This is a genomic window from Candidatus Endomicrobium procryptotermitis (assembly GCA_031279415.1).
GTDB classification, from domain to species: domain Bacteria; phylum Elusimicrobiota; class Endomicrobiia; order Endomicrobiales; family Endomicrobiaceae; genus Endomicrobium_B; species Endomicrobium_B procryptotermitis.
This window is the reverse complement of the sequence record JAITIP010000011.1, coordinates 15,542-41,461: the sequence shown is the minus strand read 5'-3', so window position 1 is coordinate 41,461 and position 25,920 is coordinate 15,542. Positions and strand designations below refer to the sequence as shown.

13 protein-coding genes are annotated in these 25,920 nt (G+C 39.3%); all 13 read right to left on the bottom strand.

The features are described 5' to 3' along the window. Positions 1-12,630 (bottom strand): leukotoxin LktA family filamentous adhesin (locus LBD46_02000; protein ID MDR2425948.1); only part of this gene is annotated, 12,630 nt, incomplete at its 3' end. Positions 12,631-12,824: 194 nt separating this feature from the next. Then, positions 12,825-13,025, bottom strand: a complete 201-nt coding sequence (locus LBD46_01995) for a hypothetical protein (GenBank protein ID MDR2425947.1) — start codon at positions 13,023-13,025, stop codon at positions 12,825-12,827. Positions 13,026-13,036: 11 nt separating this feature from the next. Then, positions 13,037-14,275 carry a hypothetical protein gene (locus tag LBD46_01990; GenBank protein ID MDR2425946.1) on the bottom strand — a complete coding sequence of 413 codons (1,239 nt, stop codon included), beginning with the start codon at positions 14,273-14,275 and terminating at the stop codon, positions 13,037-13,039. A gap of 38 nt (positions 14,276-14,313) precedes the next feature. After that, on the bottom strand, positions 14,314-16,014 hold the full coding sequence (locus LBD46_01985; protein MDR2425945.1) for a BamA/TamA family outer membrane protein: 1,701 nt from the start codon (positions 16,012-16,014) through the stop codon (positions 14,314-14,316). A gap of 175 nt (positions 16,015-16,189) precedes the next feature. Continuing rightward, entirely contained in the window at positions 16,190-16,675 is a 486-nt protein-coding gene (locus LBD46_01980) for an OmpA family protein (GenBank protein ID MDR2425944.1), read from the bottom strand. Between the two features lie 931 nt (positions 16,676-17,606). Then, the gene (carA, locus tag LBD46_01975; GenBank protein ID MDR2425943.1) at positions 17,607-18,758 is read right to left on the bottom strand and encodes a glutamine-hydrolyzing carbamoyl-phosphate synthase small subunit; all 1,152 of its coding nucleotides are present in this window, start codon (positions 18,756-18,758) and stop codon (positions 17,607-17,609) included. Continuing rightward, positions 18,755-19,345: an ANTAR domain-containing protein gene (locus LBD46_01970; GenBank protein MDR2425942.1), complete on the bottom strand. Its 591-nt coding sequence runs from the start codon at positions 19,343-19,345 to the stop codon at positions 18,755-18,757. The genes carA and LBD46_01970 overlap by 4 nt, the downstream gene beginning before the upstream one ends. A gap of 13 nt (positions 19,346-19,358) precedes the next feature. Beyond that, positions 19,359-20,684 (bottom strand): type I glutamate--ammonia ligase, encoded by a 1,326-nt coding sequence (gene glnA, locus LBD46_01965; GenBank protein MDR2425941.1) that lies wholly within the window; start codon positions 20,682-20,684, stop codon positions 19,359-19,361. Between the two features lie 167 nt (positions 20,685-20,851). Continuing rightward, positions 20,852-21,589, bottom strand: a complete 738-nt coding sequence (locus LBD46_01960; GenBank protein MDR2425940.1) for a hypothetical protein — start codon at positions 21,587-21,589, stop codon at positions 20,852-20,854. After that, the gene (locus LBD46_01955; protein ID MDR2425939.1) at positions 21,586-22,839 is read right to left on the bottom strand and encodes an FAD-dependent oxidoreductase; all 1,254 of its coding nucleotides are present in this window, start codon (positions 22,837-22,839) and stop codon (positions 21,586-21,588) included. Before LBD46_01955 ends, LBD46_01960 begins: the two co-directional genes overlap by 4 nt. Then, the gene (locus tag LBD46_01950; protein MDR2425938.1) at positions 22,836-23,297 is read right to left on the bottom strand and encodes a 4Fe-4S dicluster domain-containing protein; all 462 of its coding nucleotides are present in this window, start codon (positions 23,295-23,297) and stop codon (positions 22,836-22,838) included. The genes LBD46_01955 and LBD46_01950 overlap by 4 nt, the downstream gene beginning before the upstream one ends. A gap of 5 nt (positions 23,298-23,302) precedes the next feature. Continuing rightward, a complete protein-coding gene (locus tag LBD46_01945) occupies positions 23,303-24,808 on the bottom strand; it encodes an IMP dehydrogenase (GenBank protein ID MDR2425937.1) in 1,506 nt (501 codons plus the stop codon). Further along, positions 24,792-25,907 (bottom strand): glutamine amidotransferase family protein, encoded by a 1,116-nt coding sequence (locus LBD46_01940; protein MDR2425936.1) that lies wholly within the window; start codon positions 25,905-25,907, stop codon positions 24,792-24,794. The genes LBD46_01945 and LBD46_01940 overlap by 17 nt, the downstream gene beginning before the upstream one ends. Positions 25,908-25,920 lie beyond the last annotated feature (13 nt).

Below are 25,920 nucleotides of genomic sequence, written 5' to 3'. Positions count from 1 at the left end.
TAACAATACCCCTGCGGCTGTTGACTTTATTTCTGATATCGCTGACGTAATAATATTTCCTTTGGAAACAATTGAAACTTCGTTATTTGCCGTTATTGCGCCGTCAATTTGCGTATCCCCTGCGCTTTCTAACGAAATGCCCGCATCGCTTGAAGTAATTTTAGCTGTCGTTGTAAGCGCTTTTTCCGATACAATTTCTACTTTTTCTTTTGCCTCAATATCTCCGTTAACCGTTGTATCTTCTTGGCTTGAAATTGCTATTGAACCGTCTGCAGACGCAATTTTGCTTGTTCCCGTTGTAATTGCTTTATCTGAAACTATATTGATATTTCCTTTTGCGGAAAGATTGTTTGCGGAAAGATTTTTGGTTCCCGACAAATTTATAATTCCGTTTTCAGAAGAGACGGCATTGTATGAAATATTTTCGCTTGACGTAAAATTTATACCGCCATAAGACGCGGCGCTTACATTGCCACTTGTCTTAACTTGAAGTTTATCGCTTGAACTTCCTATATTGCCGCCGACATTTGCAAAATTTATGTTTGCTCCCGAAATTGAAGTATTGCCCTGCCTTGCAATATCGCCCTGCGCAGATATTTTTACGTCTCCTGCAGCCGCAATATTTCCCGTGTATAAAGTATTTGTTCCTTTGCCTGCGACATTAATTTTTCCGCTTGAATTTATAGTAAGCGCATTATAAGCGTCTGCAACAGCTTCTTCCTGCGTAAGAGTTATCCCAAGCGCCTGAGTGTCGGTTCCTATGTTTGCGCCCGTAAGCTGCACGCCTTCCGATACTATATTTATAAGACTTCCGCTTACTCCCGTTATATTGCCGCTTGTTGTAAGCCTTGTAAATCCGTTTGAAAGAAGGCTGTCTATTAAAAAATTCTTTGAACCCGCATTAAGATAAATTCCGTCTTTGGCTCTTGCTATAATTTTGCCCGTTATGTTTAATACAAGGTCTTTAGACAATGTCCCAATAGAACCGTTTCCCGCTTCAAGAACAATGTCGTTTCCGATTAAATTAGGCGCAGACTGGGAAGTATTGACATTATAAATACCGCCTTTTGCATATATGGTTATATTTTGTCCTGTCCCCGCTTCTATCGTATTTACATTAATATCTTGGTCGCCGCCTAAATAAACGTAGCCGTTTGCTTTAAGTTTTATTGAATCTGCGTTAATATCCAAATCTTCCGTTTCAAACACTCTTACTGAAACGGGCTTTCCTGCGCCGTCAAGACTAAATACAAGATTGTCGCTTTCAGCGGAAGCTATCAAAAGTTTGTCGGCTTCGCTTAATGCCGCATAATTTGTAAGATTTATATCTTTATACCCCATATTAAGCCCTATTGACCCGCCCGCTTCAATATCTACATTTTTCCCTAAAACGTTTGCATCTTCCACTTGATATTGCGTGTCAACGGTACTTTTAAGGCTTGAAGCGTTGACTGCATATTTAAGCTGATCTTGAGTCCAGCCTGCTCCATTTTGATTAAAAAGGTCTAAACCGTACCAGTCGGTTAAAAGCTGGTTAGCCGTCCTTGTGTCAAAAACAGCTTCTTCGTTTGCGTCAGTAACATTTCCCACAGCTTTAAGTTTAATGTCGCCGGTAAAAGACTGAACGCTTACTATGCCTAAATCGCCGGTATCGGATATATTGATGTCAGACTGAGCGGCAGCCGTTAAAGTATCGGCTTGAATATTTAAAATACCCAAACCGCCGCTTATGGAACCTAAAGAACCGTATTTTGATTCAAGCAAAACATTTTTTCCTTTGACAAAAGACGAACCGTCGGTTTTTATGGAACTGTCCGAAACTATGCTGACGTTTCCGTTTAAAGCCTTAATGCCGTTGACAACGGTATTATACATATTTCCCTGCGTATCCTTTAAATTGCTAAAAACTAAATTAATGTCGCCGACGTTTGAAGAAGCGGTAATTTTTCCTCCGTTTAACCTTGCATCAAGAGCAAGGTTTTGCCCTATGCCCGCCTGCGCCGAAATAGTTATATCTTTTGCAATGACGGAAGCGACGCCTAAATTGTTGACGGCTCCTTGCGAAGAAATCAAATTAACCGCTCCCGCTGACGACATTATACTGCCGTTAAGATTTAAATTGTTAACAGAAGAAATATTAGTTTCGGGCGCGGAATATCCTATAAAATTTATGCCTATATCGTAATCGGCTTTTACGCTGTGTTTATTGTAGGTTATCGTGCCTGTCCTATATTCAAGCTCGTGATGATATTCCGTTGTTGAAAAAATCCACCAGCCGTGCGTTTCCGTCCAGCGTCTGTCTTTGGTTTTTTCTTGACTTAAAGTGACGGGTCCGGTGCGGCCATAACTGTAAGAATTAGAATTTCCTGCGTCAACAATAATGGTTTCGCCGTCAATAATAGGCGACGTCTCCGAAGGTCCCTTACTATAATTGTATGAGTTCTCGTCAGGCACAAAAAAATCCATACCCCAGAAAGAATTGCTGGAATTAGAATAATATTCGGTAAAAGACGACGTAGTTCCAGTAGTCCACGTATATCTTTGATTTGAAAGCGGCTTATAAGCCGAAGTCGTGCTTGAATTGCTTCCCGACGAACCGTCGCTGTATTTTTGCGTTTTTATTACATTGCCCGCAGCGTCTCTTGTATATTGCGTAACAAGAAAAGCGTCTCCTTTTTGAAACGCCGTATCCGTAATTTTTATTATGCCTGAAACCTTATTGTCGTTATAAATGTTTCCCGCCTGTATGTTATAAGACGAATTATTTACTATGTTTATTTTCCCATATCCGTCAAGCGCGGTAAGCTGTCCTGCCGCCCCGCCCGTATTTAAAATATGCCCGTAAAGTTCAAGCCGTCCTCCGCTGACTGAAACGTCATCTAAAATTATTTCGTTCGTTAAAACATTATAATAAGCATTAATGTTTCCATGCGCTGAAGAAAGAGCGTATAAAGGCGGCGCCGCTTGATTTGAGCCGATCTTAGAATTATAATCGGCAATCGCGCTTGTTACGGTAAAACCGCCTTCAAGGGAAAGGCTGTCATTTGCTATATTCAAAGTCCAGTCCGCCACGCCACTTTGTATAGAGCCGTTAATATTTAAATAGCGGCCGCTTATAAAAATATTGTTGCCTATAATTCCCGGTTCGCTGCTTTTTGCGCCGCTATTATCATTTCCGCTTGTAGAGTTCCCCGTTTCATAACCTTGCGCAATATCTTGCCATTGCGAACTTGGGTCCCCCCCGATATGCCTAAAACCGTCGGTATATGATTGAATTACGTCCGCATCCGACTGAATGTTTATATTTAAAGCATTGATATTTCCTTTAGAGTAAATGCTGCCTTTAGAAGCAGCGATAAAATTTCCGTCGCGGTTTAAAATGTCGCCTTTAAGTTCAAGATATGAGCCTACGCCTGCATTAGAATAAAGATTTTTTATTTCTATTACGGGATTATTGTCGCTTTCTGAAGTAACTATGCTTGAAAAATTTGCCGAAGAATTTTTGTTGACCGTATTGATGTCGGCATTGCTTTCCACCTGAACCCCGTTAAATATCACGTTTCCGCGCAGATCTTCCGAAATTACGGCGTCGTTTATTCTTAAAAACAGATCGCTTGTATTGTTAATTTTTATTTCGGCATAACCCGGCGCGGACAATATCCCGTTCCCTTTTAAAACGTCGGCGGTAATCTTTATTTCGCCTCTGTTAGCCGCAATATTATCAAAAGTAATATATTTCACATCGTTTACGACTTTTACAAGTCCGTTTTCGTCAACAAGCCCTAATGCCTCAAGTTCGGATTTTAATCGCACCACTTCAGCTTCATAAGCTCCTTTTAAAACAGCGTCCTTGCTATAAATGGCTGCAAGTTCCTCGTATTTTTCAATTTCCTCTATAATGTTAGTTACAAGATTTTCATCGGTTATGCTCCGACTGACGTCTTCTAGTCCAATGCCCGAAACAGTATAGGAGCCGTTAGCCCCGCTAATATTTGCATTAAATATATTGTTCACTCCCGAAAGCAAAGAACCGTTTATAGCCACCTCAGAGTTTTCTTCAATATCTGCCGAAGTCGCCCCTTCTTTTGTCGCAAGAGTTACGCTGTCGCTTGCCGTATAAATATTTAAAAGCCCTTGAGACTCAGATATTGCATAAGAAGCGTTTATTTCTATCGCGCCCGCCGAACGTAAAACCGACCCGCTGTTGACATTAACTTTATTGTCAATAAAAACTCCGCCATGCGCCTCAGACCCTCCCTCTATAGGTATGCCTGTTTTATTGTAAATATCGGTAATGGCGCTATTTTTAAAATTTGACCTTATTCCTCCATAAGGCTGCGTTAAACCTAATTTTATATCGCCTTTGGCATACACTACTGCTCCGTTATAAAAATCAATATTGTTTTTAATATTGCTTAAAGCCTTGCTTTGTCCGTTTGCTATGGCACTTCCTCCATAGACGCTTATTTGAACCGCAGAATTTATATCCGCGTCGGATTTAACGTTAAATATCGCGTCGCCCGCAGTATTGATATCGGCGTCATAAACTTTAATATTTGCATCGCTGTTATTTGTAATATTGCTTGTAAGCACCGGAACCATCGCAAGCCCGCCGCTTGTAAGAACGAGCTTGTCTTTTGCCTTAATATAGTTAAACGCTTCGGATACAAAAGAACTTGTTCCATCGGATTTTTTAACGGTATTAAGCGCGGCTCCGTTATTTATGACTATGTCGGCTTTTGCGTTTATATCGGTAATGCTTTGCGAGACGTTGACTTGAACGACGCCGCCTGAGGTGGATTGAAGATTTTTATCATACTTTGATTTGTCATAGCTGTTTGACGCGCTTAATTTTAAATCGTTTGCGGTAAGATTTGAATTGCCCGATATTTCAATTTTAGAATTTATATTTGCGTCGTTATCGTCGTTTAAAGACGTCGCTCCGACAATACTTGCATTAACAGCGTCGGTTTTGCTGTCTTGGCTTGCATTGTTTTGGGATATAAGCTCAATTTTTGAAGCTTTTAAATTCAATGCCTTGTCCGTTTTTCCTATACCGACATAAGACGACGAATTGTTAATATTATTAACTGCGGCGCCGCCGCCGACTAAAGCTCCGTAACTTCCTGAAAACGACTGAGCGTAAGTCTGGCTGTTGTTTACGGCTTTTGCCAGAAAAATATTTGAAGCGTTAACGTTTACGCCCTCGTCTATATTGACAGAAGATTTTGCATCCGCTTTGACTTTTGCCAAATTTACGCCCACGCCTATTGCGCCCGCCGTATAGGCGTCTGCCTTAATGTCTTGTTTAGAATATATGGCAGATTGAACCGATATGCTGTTTCCTTGCAATTTTGAATCTTTAGAAATATTCGCGCTGACCGTTCCCTTAACTTCGGATTCCGACTCTGCGCCGTTTCCGCTTAAAAGCGCGCCCGCCGCCGAAGTTGCCGATATTTCCGTGTCGGCTTTGTTTTGAACCGCAGCAACCGTTATACTATAGCCGTCTATATTATTGTTTAGCCCTATTTCAGCTTTATTATCTAACTCAAATAGAATATTTGCCAAAGACACTCCTATGGATAAACCGCCTACGTTGACGCCGTAAGTTTTAGATTTTGCAGAGAGATTGCCTTTTGTAGCGACGTTTAAGCTGGCGGATAACACATTGTTTGCTCCGGTTAAAGCCCAGAGTTTTCCGCTGACATTGACGTCTGCATCGCTTCCCGAACCTGAAACTATTCCGCCTGCCCCAGACTCGGCTTCGCTAAAGAGGGTATGGTCGGTTTCAGCCAATATATTAACCGTTCCTCCGCTGATAATATTAACATTATCTTTAGTAGAAGCTATCGTATCGCCGCTTTTATTTATATTCGCTATTGAAGCGCCCGCCCCAACGCCGCCAAGACTTGCCGAAACGCCCACCGTCTGCGCATGAATATTTGATTTTGTTTTAGAAATAATATCTAACTTAGAAACTTTTGTCAGCTTGACGCTGTCGCCTATATAACTTTCCGTATGATTATTTGCGTTAAAAATAGATATTGCTCCACCCAATGCGCCGCCAAAAGCCGCCGCAGCCATCGTGGACAAACTGTCTCCTTGAACTTCAGACTCGGATTTTAACGTCAGATTAGAATAATATAGTTCTATTACAGTATTATTTCCTATTAAAGCTTTTGTTGAAGAATTGGCGTTTGCAACCGCTACTGAAGCGCCCATTGCATTTATTCCGACAGCTCCTGACCCGGATTTTTGATTTATTGAGAGAAAATCTTTTGCGTTTATGTCAAGAATGCTTGAAGTTATTTTTGCGTTTGCGCCTATGCTTGCTATTGTGCTTTTGTCCTGCGATATGTACGTATTAAAAGCTTCATTGACGTCTGTCGTGAACTTTTCCATATTTTGAGCGTCTGTTCCGTTGAGAATGTCTGCTCTGTCTTGTCCTAACATTTGCCCGTCTATGTTTCCATTTTCAGAAAGATGTTTGTCAAGTATGGATTTTGCGTCAAAAGCCGAATGCAAATCGTCGCTGCTTAAATTTCCTCCTATAGTAGCAACAGACACCGAGCCGCTTAATCCTACGGCTCCGGCTCCCATAGCCGCCGTTATATCGTCTATTGCGCGTTTATTATCCGCAATAACGCTCACTTTGCCGCCTATTATTGATGCTGAAATTTCCACGCCCGAGCCTACCTGCGCGGAAGTTTGTCCGTTGATTTTTGAAATTAAAACTGAAGCGCCTATGCCTGCGCCTACCACTCCTGCGCCAAGCGTTGCCCCGAGATTTTTTATTGAAGAATCAGAACTTGCTTTTATTGTTATCTCTTTATATGCGTCGGATGAAAGCTTTGTCTGGTGCCCGCTTGTTTCTTCAACTAAAGCCTGCGTATCGGAATCTAAAGTTACTACGCCTATGCTTGCAGAAATTCCCGCGCCTATTCCCGCTGCGGCAATAGTAGGGATATATGAATTTACCTGCTGCACGGAATTTGCCAAAACGTCTATTGACCCCGCAGATATATCTGAATCTCTTACTATTGATTTCGTAGCGTTTTTAACGTTTGCGACAAAAATCGCTCCAGCAATACCCGCTCCTTGAAGAGCAAGCGCGCCCGCGCCTACGGCTATGGCGTTTGGTCCGTCGTTATTTTTGCCGAGTTCTACGTTATCATTTGCTTTTATGGAAACATCGCCGTTGATGCTAATTGCGCTGTTTTCAAGCAAAGCCTGATTATCGTTTTTTATATCTAAAACAACTGCATTTCCCGCAATGCCTACAGCACTTCCAGCTCCTGCGCCGCTAAGAACAATAGCATTATAGCGTTCAAGGCTGTCTGTGATTATATTTAAATCTCCTTTCACTCTTATGTCCGAATCTTTTACTATAGCTTTTGCAGTGTTATTTATTAAAGTAGTGTCAGAAACAGCCCCTGCCCCGATTGTCCCGCCTATGCCCAAACTTCCGCCGTAAACGTCAATGTCGGTATAATTTGCCGCCGTAATATTGGCGTTCTGCAAAGCGTTTGACTGCCAAGCGTCAACCGCTTTATTGATATTGGTATTTTTTACCAAAGTTTGAGCATTGTTATTAATATTGCTGACACTTACGTCTGCGGCGACGCCCACATTTCCCGCTGCTCCGATATTTACGCTATAGACATTAATATCGTCATCCACTTTAGACTGCGCCAAGAAACCGCTTTTATCTGCGCCGTCAAAATCTTTTAGCGATAAAGCGCCCAGAGTTTTAATAGCAGAGTCTTCAACATTTACATAAGCGTTATCGGAAACGGAATTTACCGCAACCGTTCCGCCTATGCCCGCCGTTCCTGCGGCGGCTATCATTCCTCCGTAAAAATTAATGACGTTTTCAGACAATGCGCTTGCTTTTATTGAACCTTTAGCGTCTAAAGTTGAATTTTTAACTGAAACATCGGTATTGGTTTTTATATTGTTGACGGCTACGCTGCCTGCTACTCCCGCTGTCCCGCCTACCCCGCCTGCGGCTGCGGCTGTTTCCGTTTCAGTTTGCGAAACCGCAGAAACTGAAATATTGCTGTCTTTGCTTGTTATTGTTGAATTTTCAATATAAGCTTTTGTATCGCTGCCAATTCCGCTTATCGCGCTGGCTATTCCCACTCCGCCTTCTTTGCCCGCGCCCACTCCGCCCGCTATATTTAACATTTTGGCTTTATTTTCAGCGCTGACAGATACCGAACCCGTTGAAATATCAACCTGCGCGCCTTTTATATAACTTTCGGTATCATTATCTATGCTTGCCACTGTAACGCTTGCCGCAATAGCCATGTTTTTAAGAGCTGCACCTATAGCTCCTGATATTGCCGTAAGAGCAGAATCGTTTATCGCGTTTAAAGAAAGCCCATAAGCTGTTATTTGCCCGCCGTTAATATAAGATTTTACGCTGTTATTTATATTGTTGACGCCTACCGCCGCTCCTATTCCCACAGTTTTTGCACTGCTTATTCCCCCGGCAATAGCAAGAATTTCGCTTGCATCTTTTGCGCTTACAGACATAATATTTGAAGCTGCGGGAGAACTTAATACAACGGTTGAATTATCGGAATAAGCCGCAGTATTATTTTCAATTTCGTTGATAGATACCGCTCCCGCTACAGAAATTCCGTTCTTTGACATAGGCGCGGCAGACCCTGAAGCTGAAACAGATAAAATATAAGAGTCGTTTTTAGCGCTCAAATTAAGTTTTGAAGCGTTTATTGTCGCTTTTTTTACAAACGCCTCTATATTATTGCTAATAGTATTGACGCTTGCCGAACCGGCAATTCCCACTGAAGTTTGGCTTTCTGACGAAAACATTATAGCCGCAGAACCTGAAGCCGTAGTAATATTAGTTTCATCTTTTGCGTTAATTTCAATATCGCCGCTTTTTATATTTGCGCCGTTTATAAAAGCCTTTGTGTCTGCTTTTGAATTAGTTATGCTTACGTCTCCGGAAATTCCAAGACCGAAACCGCCCCCGCCGCCTTTAGCGTCTTGCCCATTTTCAGCCGCTAAATCTTCTTGCGATTGAGCTTCTTTTGCCGACTGTCCCGCTTGAACTGACGCAGCAACTGAAAAAGCATAAATATCGCCTTGCGTGGACGCTTTAACGTTTATATCTCCCGCCTCTATATTCGTTTCAGTTGGGGTGGAAGTTTCTTCCTCTTCATCCTCGCCTATATACGCTTTTACCTCGCGCTCAGAATCAATCAAAGCCGCAGCGGCACCTACGCCTACGTTTTTACCGCCGGATACTTTTAAAATACCGCCCGATATATTGTATATTTGAGTATCGTCTAAAGCTGAAAGGTTTAGCACGCCGCTATTTATCAAATCCAATTTTGAACTTCCGCTTATATGGGCAAGCGTGACATTAACATTTTCAATCCAGTTAAACACGCCGTTAAAGCCAAAACTTTCGGCTTTTTTATTTCCCGATATGGCTATGGTAATATCTCTTTTTTCTGTTTGCGCTTCAACGTTTAACAAAGACGCTTTTATCTGCGCGCCGTCATCTATATAGCTTTCCGTTTTATTGTCGTAATTTACCCAAACCATACCCGCGCCCACTCCGGCTTTAGCGCTTGAAGCGCCTATATTTCCCGCGACGTTTACAGTTTGAAGAAGAGAATAGGCATTCACCGATACGTCGCCCGGCAATGTCGTTCTTTGATTTATCTTGGCGTTTTTGCCTATATAGGCTTTTGAGGTTGAATTGAAAGCCGTCATATTAAAAGAAGCGGCAAACCCGAAATTGCCTTGTTCATCAGAATTTTCCTGATTTGTTGAAACTGTAGAATTTGCCCAAGTATTGACAAAACCGTTTTGCAAGCCCAGGTTCCCGTTAAGTTTTTGAGTAATATCGGAAAGTCCTTCAATTTTATGCCATGTTATTTCATAGGGCAGCAAAAAGTTGCTTGACACAGATATATCGCCGTCTGAATCAACTTGCGCATTGTCGTCTATGTAAGCTGAAACGTTATTATTGTATTCGGATATGGCAACTGCCGCCGCGCCGCCGTTTTCTTTGGTGTATCCGCTTTCTCCTTTATTTATAGAACTAACGGAAGCGTTTGAAGCATGTCTTATTCTGTTTTCGGTAATTTGAGCCTTGAGAGTAAAATTTCCCGTTAAATCAGCATCTGCGCCCGCGGTTATATCGGCAGACGAGCCTACTTTAGCGATAGCGTTATTTGTATGTTCGCTATAAGCTACAGAACCCGCCGCGCCAAAACTTGAATGCGATTTTTGCTGAAATTTGTCTCCGCCTTTTCCAAAAAGTTTTGCAATACCGCTTTTTTGCGCGGCAAAATTAGCGGCTTTGTTGACATAATATGTAACCTTGTTGTCGCCTGTGCCCGCGCTTGAAGTTGAACGATTATTTGCGCTGTTTATTATTGAAGATATTGAAGCGTCCTTTCCTGCGGACAATTTTGCGTTGACGTCTGTTTCATTGTTTATTTCGCTTAAAGAAACCGCGCCTGAAAAAGCAAGATTTCCATCGTCAAAAGCCGACGCCGAAGAGTCGACTTTTATATCTTTATCCGTAAGAGCCTCTATTTCCATATCCGCGCCTGAAGTAAGCTGTGCGTTTTCATTTATTTTTACTTTATTATTTCCTTTCATTATTCCTAAGGCAAAAGCTCCGTCCATACCTGCAAAACCTACGGACGCATTGCTTATTGCCTTAGCGTTTACATCTAAAAGAGTATTTGTATAGGCTTTAATATTAAGATTATTTCCTGCCGTCAAAACAGCGTTTTGCGATATTTCAACCAGAGAATTCGTATTTGCTATGCCCACCGCTACGGCTAAATTGGTAAAAGGAACAGTAAGTTTTAACTGAGAGTCAACTTCAGACTTAATATCCAAATTATTTGAAGCGGCAATATTTACGTTTTCTCCTATTTTGACGGAAGCGCTCAAATCGTGCTTTGCGCCCATTCCTACAAGTCCGAAATTGTCTATGGCGTCAACGACAACTTCGCTGACATTTAAAGCCAAATCTTTAATTACGTCGCCCCAATTGTCTGAAACGGCATCCATAACATCCGATGGAGAATCTTCAGTCTCCCAAGTGTCTTCAACAGCGTTGGGCTTGCTTTGAAAATCCAAAGCTGAATCGGCTTTTGCATGTATGGTTATATCTTTTCCTTTAATTGAAGTTCCGTCACCTATTTCTATGGAAGCCTCCGCCGTTTTAAACCAAGGAGTTTGAGAACTTGCAAGAGCTTCTATCAGTACGTCGCCGCTTGTTGCGCCCGAAGAATCAATAGATACGTTTTCGCCTATAACTATGTCTTCGCCCTGCAAACTTATGTTTCCGCCATTTCCATTGACGGCGGAAGCGTTAATAACGGATTTGTCGCCTATATTAAGGTCTTTGTCCGCATGTATATTGATATTGCCCGCATTATTTGTCCCTTTCGCCGAAACGTCCAGAACTACGTCATTTTCTATATCTATATTTTCAGCGGAAAATAAAATATTCCCCGAATCTGCTCCTGTTTTTGAAGTAGTAATATTTACTCCGCTGCTTACTGTAATTGTATCGTAAGCCGTAAAATAATAATTTGCGCCTAATGTATCTGTAGAAGCTAAAATCGTCAAATCGTTTGGGTCTATTAAAACTGTTCCGCCTTTACCGTAAAGAGAATATGCCGCTAAACCCCAGCCTTCAAGGAAAACATTATTTTTTGCGCTAAATTCTATAAAACCGCCGCCGCCGTACTCGGCTGTAGCAGAAACTAAAGCCCCGTTCCTTAAATATGCGTCGTTGTCTGCCCAGATAAAAATATTTCCGCCGTTTTCTTGTCTTGTCCCGTTTGAAGATATGACGGAACCGTTTTTAAGTTCAATATCGTTTGCCGCGGTAATTGATATGTCTGAGCCTTGCGCGTCAATTTTCCCTTCGTTTATAAAATTGCTTTTTGAGTCTATTATTATCTGCCCGTCTTTTATATATATTTCCGTCTCTTCTATGCCTGACAAATTTGCTATATCCGACGGCTTTACGCTGTTTATTTCCCCGCTATGTGCAATTTCGGCGTTTCCCGCTTTAATGCCTGCCCCATTTTGAGCGTTAATCTTTCCTTTAATAGATATTGTTCCGCTTGGGTTGACGGGCATATCCCCTGCTAAAATAGCTTTTGTTATCAAAGACGAAACGCTTTTATCTTCGTTTATTATTGAATCCATAAATTCTTTCGTAGGCGTTGCAAGCATTAACGCTCCTACGTTTACCACTCCGCTTTGACCTATCATTATTCCGTTAGGGTTTAAGAAAAAAACGTTCCCGCCTATTTTGCCGTCTTTAAAAGCGTTTAATACGCCGTCAATGCTTGTGGCTTTGCCGCGGACAAGATTGACAAGATTATTAATGCCGTTTTGTAAATGCAAATTGACGGTATTATCTAAATACACGTCAAATTGCTTGAAAGAATTAAAACCCGTATTTCCTGAAACAGTATTGGTTTTAATATCCGTAACATTTCCGTTAGTTTCAAGCAAAGTGTCTGTTTTGCCGTCAATAACAATCATCTGAGCAAACCCGCTTTGCGAAACCGCAAACAAAACCGCCGTAATCAAAGAAACAATTTTTTTCTTCATTTTAAATCTCCCTAATATATTTTTTGATTTTTTTAATAATTTTTAATAACAATTTTTTTACGATAATAATCAAATCTAAATTCCTTAAAATTCTAAAACACTTTCTTCCAAACGGCAACCGCAAATAAAATACCCCGTCAGAGAGCTGCGCTCTCTGCCACCCCTTTTATAAAAAGGGGAATTTTTAAGGGTTTTTAGAGGCGCCCATCTGCTTTAATATTTGTATTGTTTGCATAAGAGCCTTGTATAAAAATTTCATAGTCAAGTCCTTGAAGTTCAGCGCTATCGTTTATAGCAGACTTTATCATAGATTTTGCATTTTCTATTCTTGTCTCTTCCGCATCACTAACCGCAGAACAATAGCTGCTTAAAGTTTCTTCTGAATATTTCGACATAAATTTCCTTTTTAAACCCTTGCAATTTTCTCGCAAATTACTATGTATTCCGACAGCATAGTATTAACTGTTTTTCCTTTTTCGTTTATCGGGGAGTTTTTTCTTGGCATTGATTTATTGCTTAATGCTCGCTCATAAGTTATTAAATGCTTAAAACCATTTTCTTCAAATTTCTCTGCAATAAATTGGTCTGTCGGTAATTTAATATTTTTAACGGTTCTATTTCCTACCACATAGATTGCTTTGCCGCCTTTTTTTACATTACCTGCAACTTTTATTATGGAAGCGCCCAAATCATTATAAAAAGCGGATACTTCTAATGCTCTTTTATTATCAACCCTATCTATTTGAGAAATATAATCTGCAATTATTCTGTCTTTGATATTTTCTTTTGTCTTATGTCCTCCCATTAACATAGCGTCAATTTTACGAGCATAGTCTATACCTAACCACTCATTTGAAAGAGCAGAAAATTGACCGTAAGCGACTGTTGTTCTGCTGTCGCCATAAGGCGGGCTTGTAAGCACAACATTAAAGGTATTGCCATTAGGAGTAAATTGAGAGTAGTTAATTTCAACCGATATATTGTCTTCTAATTTGGGAAGATAAAAATCTTTGTAGTAAGCAAAAGTCGTATCAAACTTCTTAAAATAAACGCTTATTACATCAGGATTAAAATTCAACAATTCTTCCGACTTAATACGGAATAACTTGAACTCATTATTGCGGGTATAAGAACATTCTCTAACGGTTTCCGAGAACGGTAATAGGAAAAAATTCCGTATATTTTTATCCTTAATTTTATCTATAAAATATTTTATAACCGTAAGATTTTTTATTACTTCTTTTGAAAACCAAAAATCAATATTGGTTATTTGAGGTCTTTGTAAATTTTCAATGCCTTGCTCATTCTTTATGAAGTCATATAGGCTATTTCTAAATGCTTTACGGGTTTCAAAAAGTTTTTCTATTTCAATCTTTGTAAATTTAACTTTTGATAATAGGACGGCAAGAGGATTCATATCACAACCATACATTTCTTTTATACCGCATTCCAACCCGCTTGAAAAAGACGAGCCTGAACCGCAATAAGGGTCAAGCAAACTTCCTTTTGAGATATTAAATTCTTTAAGAATATCTATCCCGATTTGAGGAAGCATTGTGGCGGGATATTTATGCAAATTAGGGTATGAAGAACTGTAAGATTGCCCTATATAATCGTATTTTGTATTTCTGACGACTTTATACATTATAAGACCTCATTAATATATTTCGGCAAAAAGGAAATTTATATTCTCCCCTGAACTATAAACATAAACTTTGAACCGTGAACTTCCTCTCTGTCTCTTTCGGAAAGAGGAACTGCCCAAATGAAACTGCCTTCAACATATTTAAACGCTCCGATTTTTATTCCTGCTCCTGCGCTAAAAAGATTTGCCGACCATTTGGCAAAAGGGTCTGCTTCTTTATCCAATAATACTGAAGCATAATCGCCAAAGACAAAAGCGGATAAATAATCAAGAAATTTATATTTAAGAAAACCAAAACTGTAATTTATTTCAAGCGTTGCCGCTAACCCGTTTTTTGACATATATATGCCTGAGTTATAGCCTCTTACCGTGCCGTCGCCGCCTATTGTGAACTGCTCGCTTGCGGGAACAATGTCAAATGCCGCCTGTCCTTTTAGTTTTAAAACAGCTCCCACATATTTTATGATGCTTGAATAAAACTCACCATAATATGTTATTTTTTCAAAGTTCGTTTCGCCTTCAATTATTTTCAGCCCTTGCGTATATGTAAGCGAATTATAAAGGTAGCCAAAACTCGTCATTATCATATTGTCGCCGGTCAATGACAAATAATCGCTTTTTGCGTCTTGCGCGGTATATCCCGTGATAGAACTTGCGCCGCGCCCAGACCCCGCGTTAAAACTTACATTGCTTACGGTTTTTTCTCTGACGTAAAAAGGACGTTTTAGAAAAATATAAGCCCCGTAATAATCGCCTTTAACATTAAGCGGTTCAAGCTGTCCTTTTACTATTTGAGTGTCTGAATAATTAAAGCCCGCTCCCACTCTAAAACCAAACAAAGGCTCCGGAATTTCATAAGATAAAAAAGCTGCGTGCGAACCTTCCGACAAAACTCCGCCTAAATTCAAAATATCTCTATATCCCGTAAGACTTCTTATCGAAGAATAAAGACCATACCTTATAATACCCGTTTCATCTTGTCCTGCATTGTCTATAAAAGCGTTTATCTGATACCATTTGGGTTCATCTATAACTATATCTATGTCGCTTGTGCCAAAAACTTGACCAGGAGCTAAAACTATTCTCGCTTTTGCGTCGTTTGCAGCGTTAAAATTCATTATCTGGCGGTTTGTGTCGTTTGTGTTTAAACTGTCCGCATTGTCAAAATTTATATACCTTTTTATATATTTTTCGTTTGTATATTTATTGCCTTTCAAATTTATTTTATCTATCGTCCCCTCTACAAGACTTATAAAAAGATCGCCTGAATTTATATTTTGTTTTGAAAGAAAAGCCTGCGAAGAAATGTATCCTTTGAGCATATACTCATTGTTGATGGCATTGACTATAGCATATATATCGTTTACGCTCATTTTTGTGTTTTCGTATTTTTGTTTAAGCGCATCAAAAAAACTTTGAGGCAAAACGTCGCTTTGTGAAAACATAAGTTTTTTTAATAAAACTATTTTTTCATCTTTTGGGTCCTGCCCGACCTTTTCCTCTATTTCCTCAAGTTTTTTCTTTTCTTCCTGAACGCGCTCCTCAAGTGCCTTTGTTCTTTCTTCCTGCTTTATACTTTGCTGAAGATTTTCGGAAGGTAGTGGACTTTGAGCATATGCCGCGTTTATTATAAACAATAAACAAAATACAAAAATAACTATGCGTTTCATTTTTTCTCCAAGCTGTATATATTTAATTTTACCGACAACAACGAAAATACCATCTGGCAGTCCCGACACGACCATCCTCTTTGCTCTCGGGTAAGTCGCTCACATCTTGTGACTCATGATCATTATTCATGCACACTCGGCCGGCCTTTTACAAAAATAGGAATAAAAAGTAAAGTTCCCATTTTTGTGAAAGGGATAGTGGAAGACATTATTTCCCAACTGGGCATTTGCGGTTGTAGTTTTCCTATTTCTTTTCTTCTCCAGCTTCCATTTCCGCCGCAGCCAAAATATTCGCAGTCAACAATATTTCTACCCTTCTATTTTTTGCATACGCTTCTAGTGCGTCTTCATTGTCAACAGGGTTTTCATCACCTTTATAATCAATATGTATATTGATTTCTTTAACGCCCAAAGACAAAAGAAAGTTCTTTGCGCTTTCTACACGTTCTTTGCTCAAAATTAAATTCTTTTCACGATTGCCTGTTTTATCAGCATATCCCGTTAAATATGCGCGCGTCTCAGATATTGCCTGCAATTTTGCAGCCCTCATCAGAGCGTCTTTTGATACTACACTCAATTCCGAAGAAGATATGTCAAAATATACAATCGCTTTATATCCTTTTTCTTTTACCGTTTGCTTTAGTGAAAGTTTCGACTTTTCTTTCTCCTCCGCTATAATACCCGCCGCAAAAACAAAAACACAGACAAAACATAAAAATATTTTTCTCACTTTTTTTCTCCATTTTTTATTAAACTGTTTGCTCTATCACAAAATGAAAAAAACGGCTTTTGTTTATCACCGTTTTTCATACTGAATTGGTAATGAGAAGAAATATATTTATAAGAATATAGGTATGGTGTAGGAATAGATAGTCTTGGCTGGTCCGGAAATTTATTTTTCATTTTTTATACATGTCCCTTGAAATATCAATCATAAATTTCAATCGAATCCTTTTTTATTGATTTCCTAAAATTATTATCGAGCCCTTTGGTAGTAACAAAGTCAGCCTATTTGCCAAAAATTCTATTTATATCAATATAAAACTGAGATAATTGTAAAAGCGTTTTTATATTCCATTTTTCTATGTAAATATCAATATCGCTTTTCACATTCGCTTTACCGCTATATAATGACCAAATAAATAGATTCTCATTACGACGTGTTTTTTTGCAACTAGTGCAAATATTTTTTAATTTCTTCTATAGAATAGGTTTTTTCTTTAAAAAATGCGGCAGTTTATTCTCTTTTTTATAAGAATATTATAACAAAGGAAATATGCATTGTCAAAAGAAGATATAGAAGACTGTCAATTTAAAAAACAAAATGACACAAAAAGAGAGAAAATTAAGAAAGAAAAAGCTTTTAAACTTGGCTAGGGGATGAGTTTATGCCCTAGTTCTTTTGAAAAAAGTATAAATTCAGCTATTAAATATTTACTTTCTTATCGCAGATAAAAGAAGCCTTTATCTTTATTTCCCTCTTGGGTGCGGGAACTCTTTGATGCCAAGCCAGCCGTCGGGGTGATAGCTGTTACCTTTCCTGCATTATAGAGATTCGGTGATGGTGGTTGATGATTAACGATAAACAACAACGACAACTGCAAACAGAGACTATCCCGCGGCTACGTTGCATCCCTTCATAGAAGGGGAAAAACGGCTTGTTATCTGTTCTCTTTTATCTTTTCAATAAATTCATCCATTATCCAACTGGTATCGTTTGGACCTGAGGATGCTTCAGGATGAAATTGAACAGACATCATCGGTTCCGTCTTATGTTTTAAACCCTCTACAGAATCATCGTTTGCATTGACAAACCAAAGTTCCCAGTCGTCTTGTATAGTCTTTTTTTCAACCGCATATCTGTGATTTTGACTGGACATATACGCGTGTTTTTCAGGCAGCGAAAAAACAGGCTGATTATGGCTTCTATGTCCGTGTGGAAGCCGCCTTGTTTTTGCACCCGAAGCAAGCGATAAAATCTGATGTCCTAAACATATCCCTAATACTGGTTTATTTGAACCTAAAACATCTTTTTTCACTCTTTCAACCAAATCTCCCGTATTTTGAGGGTCGCCCGGTCCGTTTGAAATAAGCCACCCATCTACATTTACCGTTGAAAAATCCGTATCCCAAGGCAAAAGCAAAACTTCGCAGTCTCTTTCAACAAGCATTCTTGCAATATTAAATTTTGCGCCACAATCTATAAGCGCGACCTTTTTTGCGCTGCTTCCGTACCTTTTTATTTCTTTTACAGACACCGACGGCATGAGATTATATTTTGAAGGATCAACATATTCGTCATCGGTAAAATTTTTTAGAAATTCGAACCTGTCAATTTTTTCTTTTTTTGTACCTTCGGGAATTATGCGTCCGAAAAGATTGCCGGACTCTCTTATCATTTGAACTAAATATCTTGTGTCTATACCAGCAATTCCGGGAACATTGTTTTCAATCATCCATTGTTCAAGCGAAATTCCTCCGTCATGGTGATGACAGCCGCCATAAATATCTGAGACTATAATGCCTTGAGTTTTTATGGACGAACTCTCATGTCCTTTAGTCATAAAGAAATCCCCGCCTTTAGCGACAGGAACGCCATAATTGCCTATTAAACAAAAACTAAAAACCAAAATTTGTCCCAAATACGAAGGATCCGTCATAGCCTCGCCATAGCCAAGCATTCCCGTATTAAACACCATTTCTCCGCTTACGCACACATTTGCACCTATAGCTCGACCTTCAAGGACTATCCCGTTTGACAATTCTAGATAAGCTTTTCTATACTTTTTGAGTAAAAATTTCTCCTTCTTCATTTCTTTTCCTCTATAAATTTGAACATATCTATAATAGTTTTTGCTATCTGCACAATCTGTTTAGATGAATTCATGGCTTTTTTCTGCATTTCTTTATATGCATCGTCTTCATCCATATCAAACTTTTTCATTAAGATGCCTTTGGCTTTTTCAATCAATTTCCTGTCTTCAAGTTTATGTTTAAGTTCGTCAACTTGATGCTCGTATTCATGCATTCTTCTGGTAAGCCTCAAAATCAGGGAAATCGTATGATTAAGCACCAGCGAATCTATAGGTTTTGTTATACAAAATATTTCAAAAGATTTTTTTTTCAATTCTTCCACATATTCGCTTTGCCTGAAATCCGCCAAAACTATTACTGGACAAATCCGCGAATGTTCAACCATCTGCGCGAAATCCAACCCCGTCATATCGGTTAAATTGTAATCCGTAATGACTATGTCAGGAAATAAAGTCGTAACTTTTCTCAGCGCTTCATTACCGGAGATGGAACTTCCCATAATGGTAAATGACGCTATTTCCAGCTGTTTTTTTACCGAGTTTACAACAGATTCAGAACCTGCAAATATTATCTTCGCCTTGTCCATTTTATATTTTTAATCAATATGCGGAAAGATATTCGTCCGTCTCCCATTTGTGAACCTGAGTTATGTAAGAAAACCATTCCTCGCTTTTTGCTTCGAGGTAGCGATCTGAAATATGCTCTCCAAAAACATTTCTCATAAATATGCTGTTTTTGAATTCTATCATCGACTGCTCTAAATCTCCGGGCAAATCTTCCACCCCGGCTTTTGTTCTGTCGATTTTACTCATTTTAAACATGTTTTGGTCAACGGGCATCGGCGGTTTCGTTTTTTTCTTTATCCCATCAAGACCAGCAGAAAGACAAGCCGCCAAAAGCAAGTAAGGATTTGAAGAAGGGTCAGGACTGCGCAGCTCTATTCTTGTGCTGTTGCCTCTTGAAGCTGGAATTCTTATTAGCGGACTTCTGTTTTTGCATGACCAAGCTATATAAACAGGAGCTTCATATCCCGGCACAAGCCTTTTATACGAATTTACCAGAGGATTTGTTATAACTGTCATAGATTTCATATGTTCTATCAATCCGCCGATAAAATTATACGCTATGTCTGAAAGTTGTAATTCGTCTTTTTCATCAAAAAAAGTATTTTTGCCGTCTTTAAACAATGACATATTTGTGTGCATTCCGGAACCGTTTATTCCGGAAATCGGTTTAGGCATAAATGTCGCGTGAAGTCCGTGTTTTTGCGCTATGGTTTTGACAACCATTTTAAAAGTATTTATATTGTCGGCCGCTCTGAGTGCTTCGGAATATTTAAAATCAATTTCATGCTGGCCTTTGGCGACTTCATGATGGGAAGCTTCTATTTCAAAACCCATGCTTTCCAGAGCAAGACACATATCCCTTCTGGCATTTTCTCCCAAATCTACAGGTCCCAAATCGAAATAACCGGCGTCATCGTGGGTTATCGTCGTAGGTTTGCCTTTATCATCGGTTAAAAATAAAAAGAACTCGCATTCCGAGCCTACGTTAAACGAGTATCCCATATTTGCAGCTTCTTTTAACACTTTCTTTAAAGCATATCTAGGACAGCCTTCAAAAGGTTTTCCGTCAGTCGTATAAACATCGCATATAAGCCTTGCAACTTTGCCGTCCTGCGGCCTCCACGGAAATATCACAAACGTATCTAAGTCCGGATAGAGATACATATCGCTTTCTTCTATCCTTACAAATCCTTCAATAGAGGAGCCGTCAAACATGCACTGATTACTCAACGCTTTTTCAAGCTGGCTTGCGGTTATCGCGACATTTTTCAAAGTCCCCAAAATATCGGTAAACTGCAATCTTATAAATTTTACACCGTTTTCTTTCACAAGCTGGATAATCCGCTCTTTTGTATACATTTTCATCTCCCTCGACACTTTATTTCGATTATATAAAAAAACATCCTAAAAAGTTTTGTTTCTTTTCGGACGCAGTTGCAATTTATCATGTTGTATAATCATGAAATTTTTCGAATATTTTATATAAGTTTTTATCTAGTCTATATCTTTTTTTCAAAAAAATCAATTCAATATTTGCAATACATATTCTTATAGGGATTCTTGTTTACAGCAGCATATTTGATAAACGATTCGATTTTCAATGATTTTAAGTCTCTTTTAAAGTATTTTGAATATAAATCTATATATTTTTTCAAAAAAGCTTTATCTTCTTCGTTCAGCTTAACTTTTACGGCTTCTTTGCCCAATTTATATTTTTCGGTTTTTCCATTAAGATAAATCGTGCCCCCGTGCATTCCGGTTCCGCAAAACCTTCCCGTCAAATCTTCGTCTTTTTTAAGATTTATTCCTAAAAGAATTATGGCTCCCCCCGCCATATATTCGCCAAGAAAGTCACCAGCCTTCCCGCCGATTACGATAACAGGCTTCATTTCGCGGTACTCTTTCATATGAATGCCTACTCTGTATCCGACGTTTCCTTCAACGTAAATTTCACCTCCTCTCATGGAATACCCGGCTGTGTCTCCGCAATTGCCATGAATTATTATTTTACCGTCATTCATGGTATTTCCAACCGCGTCCTGCGCGTTTGAAAAAATTTCAAGTTCAGCTCCGTCCATATAAGCGGCCATATCGTTGCCTGGAGTGCCGTAAATTTTTAGTTTCACTTTTTTGGCAAGTCCTCGCCCTATATATCTTTGACCGTAGACGTTATTAAGCGTTATGTTTTTATCGATTTCAGAAGTTTCTGATATAAGATTGTTTAAATCGCGGTAATGCATGTTTAAAGCGTCTATAGTTTTCATAATTTACCCCATGCTTTTCCTTTTCTGGCTTCTTTAGGATAAATGTTTAATCCTATGTCTTTCGACTTTATATCGTATTCAAGAGAAGACAATTTTGTCCTGTCGTTTATCAAAGCGGTATAAATTCCTGCTCTTTGATTATCATTTATTAAAACGAATCCTATTAAATTATCATTTGCAATGTTAAGTCTGCGGAATTTGTCGCCGCGCGTATCGGAAAACAGATTATTTGCGTCCCCACTGCTGACAATTCCTGCAGAAATAAGCTGCAAACCGAAAAATGATATGGCATTCATCGCAAAAGAAGCCGGCGCTTTATGCCTTTTTCCCGTCATATTAAACCCGGCAGTTTCTCCCTGCGTAGTCGCATTAGGCCACAACGCCAAAACTTTATTTTCATTTGAAAGCATGTCAAGCGATTCGACACAATCACCGGCGGCATATATATCTTTCTGTGAAGTCTGCATATATTCGTCAACTATGATTCCTCTTTCAGTTTTAATTCCAGCGCTGACGGCAAGTTTTATGTTGGGACGCACGCCTATGGCGATAATAAGAATATCGCATTCGGGCCTATCGCCGTTTGAAAATTTTACTCTTTTTACTTTTTCTTTTCCTTCGACTTCTTCTATATATATATTGTGTAGGACTTCAATGTCTTTTTCTTTTATGTGCTTTTCAATAATATCCGCGGCGGTTTTGTCAAGGACCGAAGACATCAGCCTGTCCGCCAAATCTATGACTGTTATTTTTTCCACTTGCCCGTACAAACCTTCTGCAGCTTTTAATCCTATAAGTCCAGCGCCGGCAATAATGACTTTTGAATCTTTACTTAGGGCTTCTTTCAATTTTATACTGTCTTTATAAGTCAAAAAAGTAAAAACGTTTTTCTGTTCTTTAAGATTTTTTATTTCAGGAACAAAAGGTGTGCTTCCGCAAGCTATCAAAAGTTTATCGTAATCGACTTTTCCACCTCCTCTAAAAGTAACTTTTTTCTTTACGGCATCAACTTTTTCAGCTTCGGTATTTAAAAGCAGTTTTATATTTCTTAAAGAATAAAAATCTTCATCCCTGTAATTCATATTTTCGGCTTTGACTTTTCCGCTTAAAAAATAGGATATTAGAGGTCTTCCATAAGCAGGAAATTCTTCGTTTGAAACGATTGTTATATCGCCTTTTTTATCGAGCGTTCTTACAGCGTCGGATGCGTTAATTCCTGCCGCGCTGTTGCCGATTATCAAATATTTCATATCAAAGCCTCCGCTTCTTCTTCGGTTAAAAGCTTCAATGCTTCATTAGGGCAGTTCTTAACGCAGAGCTGCGTACCGTAATTTATGCATAAATCGCATTTAGATACGGCTTTTCCATCTTTATTTTTTTTAATTGCGCCGTAAGGACATACAAGAACACATGACAGACACCCAACGCATTTTTCTTTATTATTTCTTACAAGCCCGTTTTCATCTTTATACATCGCTCCGGCAATACAGGCTTTCACGCATTTTGGTGACGCACAATGCCTGCACTGTAGGGCAAAATACATTTTAGCTTTGGGCTGCAATATTTCTTCGATAACTATCGAAGAAGTTATATTTTCTTTTTTATGCGCTTTTATTATATCTTTCGATTTTGAATGCGCAGTTCTGCAATACACTTCGCACAATCCACAGCCAAGGCATTTGCTTTCAAACGCGTAAACTCTTTTCATTTTATTTATTCCCCTGCATACTTAATACCGAGAATTTCAAGCTCTTTATCATTTAAGTCTATTCCCCTGAGCATAAGCCTGTTTCCTCTTAAACTGTCTATGGCGTTTATGCCCATTCCTCCAAGTATTTCCTGAATTTCATGATTCCACGCTGATATTAAATTAATAAGCCTTTTATACATTATATCAGGATTAAGCCTTTTTACGAGTTCGGGTTCTTGCGTGGCGATACCCCAATTGCATTTTCCAGTCGAACAAGCGTGACACATATGGCATCCCAACGCTATTACCGCTGCAGAAGCTATGTAGACGGCATCAGCTCCCAAAGCAATCGCTTTTACTATATCGGCACTGTTTCTTATCGAGCCTGCGGCTATAATTGAAACCTGATTTCTTATACCTTCTTCTCTTAGTCTCTGGTCTATTGTCGCAAGAGCGAGTTCTACGGGAATTCCAACATTGTCTCTCACTCTTGTAGGAGCAGCTCCCGTCCCACCTCTGAAACCGTCAATTACTATCGCATCCGCTCCTGCTCTGGCTATTCCAGAAGCTATCGCTGCGGCATTATGAACCGCGGCAATTTTTACAAAAACCGGCTTTTTATATTCCGTAACTTCTTTCAACGAATATATAAGCTGCCTTAAATCTTCTATTGAATAAATATCGTGATGAGGAGCTGGGGAAATTGCATCTGAGCCTTCTGGTATCATCCTTGTTGCGGAAACGTCTTCGTCGACTTTTTCTCCCGGAAGATGACCGCCTATTCCTGGCTTTGCACCTTGCCCTATTTTAATTTCTATCGCCGCTCCGGCGTTCAGATACTCTTTATTTACTCCAAACCTTCCAGAAGCAACCTGCACTATTGTATTTTTTCCATATTTATAAAAACCTCTGTTCAGACCGCCTTCACCTGTATTGTAGTATATGCCAAGTTCGGAAGCGGCGCGCGCAAGAGATTCGTGAGCGTTTCTTGAAATGGAACCATAACTCATTGCGGAAAACATTATCGGAATATTGAGTTCAAGTTGGGGAGGCATTTCAGTAATAAGTTTGCTGTTAGAATCGAATTCAAGTTTTTCTGGTTTTCTACCTATCATCACTTTTGTTTCCATTGGTTCTCTGAGAGGATCTATTGAAGGATTTGTCACCTGGCTGGCATTTAAAAGCATTCTGTCCCAATATATCGGAAAAGGTTTCGGATTTCCCATGCTTGACAGAAGCACTCCGCCGCTTTGCGCCTGTTTATAAATTTCGTTTATGGCCGCTCCCGTCCAGTTGGCGTTTTCTTTAAACTCCAGAGAATACTTTTTTATTTTCAAAGCTCTCGTCGGACACAAAAGAACACACCTGTGGCAATTGACACATTTCATATCGTCGGCTTTTACGATGTCTTCGTCCTCATCATAGGCGTGCACAAGATTTGCGCACTGTTGAATGCAAACCTTACATTGTATGCATTTTTTTTCATCTCTTATAACCTCAAAAGCGGGAGTATTAAAATCTATGCTCATTTTGTCCTCCTTGAATATCGTCTTCAAGTAAAGCAACTACAGGTTCCCCGCCTCTGGGCAACCACACTCTTTCGGGATCTGCGCAAATGATTCTTATTGCGCTTTCTTCGCTTGCGACATAAGTTCTGTCGCCTTTTTCGGCCGCGACCAAAGAACGCAGTTTGATTCTGTCGTTTAAAGCAATCATTCCTTTTTCATAACCGAGTATTATCGAAAAAGGACCATTTATCAAAGCGCTTGAATAAACGGCTCTGAGACTTTTAAGCTCATTTTGCAAATCTTTATTCACTTTTTCTATATCGTCCCAAAAAGGAGCGACCATAATTTCTATGGCTTTTTCTATTGGAAGCCCATGTTTTCTTATAAGAAGATCAAACAGATAAGTTATTACTTCAGTATCGGTTTGAAGGGTGCATTTATATCCAAACATTTCAACAAAACGTCTGTTGGCATCATAAGAAGAAATTTCTCCATTATGCACTACCGACCAGTTAAGCATGGTAAAAGGATGTGCTCCTCCCCACCAGCCGGGCGTATTTGTCGGAAATCTTCCATGTGCTGTCCACATATAAGCTTCATAGGTATCCAGCATAAAAAATTCACCTATATCTTCTGGATAACCGACACCCTTAAACACTCCCATATTTTTCCCGCTGGAAAAAACGTATGCGCCCGTATATTCTTTATTTATTCTTATTACACATCTTGCGGTAAACTCTTTATCATCCATAAAACCTTCCTTTACCATATAAGTTCTTGGATGAACGAAATAACGCCATATCAAAGGCTTATTTTTTACGGTAGGAACCTGACTTGTGGGTATATTTCCGGCACTTTCAATATCAAAATGTCTCGCAAGAAACTCTTCCGTCTGCATTTTAATATTTAAGTCGTCATAAAATATGTGCAGCGCAAATAAATCTTTATACTGTGGATATATGCCGTAAGCGGCGAAACCGCCACCTAAACCGTTTGAACGGTCATGCATTAAAGCGATGGATTTAATTATTTCCTGCCCGCCGAACCTATTGCCTTTTTTATCTATGATTCCGCTAATCGCACAGCCGGCAGGAATTCGTAATTCCCCTTCTTTTAACATGTAGTCCTCCCCG

Excerpts from the sequence above, each read along its gene's own strand:
- LBD46_01960 (MDR2425940.1), bottom strand. The coding sequence starts at position 21,589 with ATGAAAACTATAGACGCTTTAAACATGCATTACCGCGATTTAAACAAT.
- LBD46_01995 (MDR2425947.1), bottom strand. The coding sequence starts at position 13,025 with ATGTCGAAATATTCAGAAGAAACTTTAAGCAGCTATTGTTCTGCGGTT.
- LBD46_01940 (MDR2425936.1), bottom strand. The coding sequence starts at position 25,907 with ATGTTAAAAGAAGGGGAATTACGAATTCCTGCCGGCTGTGCGATTAGC.
- LBD46_01970 (MDR2425942.1), bottom strand. The coding sequence starts at position 19,345 with ATGGACAAGGCGAAGATAATATTTGCAGGTTCTGAATCTGTTGTAAAC.
- LBD46_01945 (MDR2425937.1), bottom strand. The coding sequence starts at position 24,808 with ATGAGCATAGATTTTAATACTCCCGCTTTTGAGGTTATAAGAGATGAA.
- LBD46_01990 (MDR2425946.1), bottom strand. The coding sequence starts at position 14,275 with ATGTATAAAGTCGTCAGAAATACAAAATACGATTATATAGGGCAATCT.
- LBD46_01950 (MDR2425938.1), bottom strand. The coding sequence starts at position 23,297 with ATGAAAAGAGTTTACGCGTTTGAAAGCAAATGCCTTGGCTGTGGATTG.
- LBD46_01955 (MDR2425939.1), bottom strand. The coding sequence starts at position 22,839 with ATGAAATATTTGATAATCGGCAACAGCGCGGCAGGAATTAACGCATCC.
- glnA (MDR2425941.1), bottom strand. The coding sequence starts at position 20,684 with ATGTATACAAAAGAGCGGATTATCCAGCTTGTGAAAGAAAACGGTGTA.
- carA (MDR2425943.1), bottom strand. The coding sequence starts at position 18,758 with ATGAAGAAGGAGAAATTTTTACTCAAAAAGTATAGAAAAGCTTATCTA.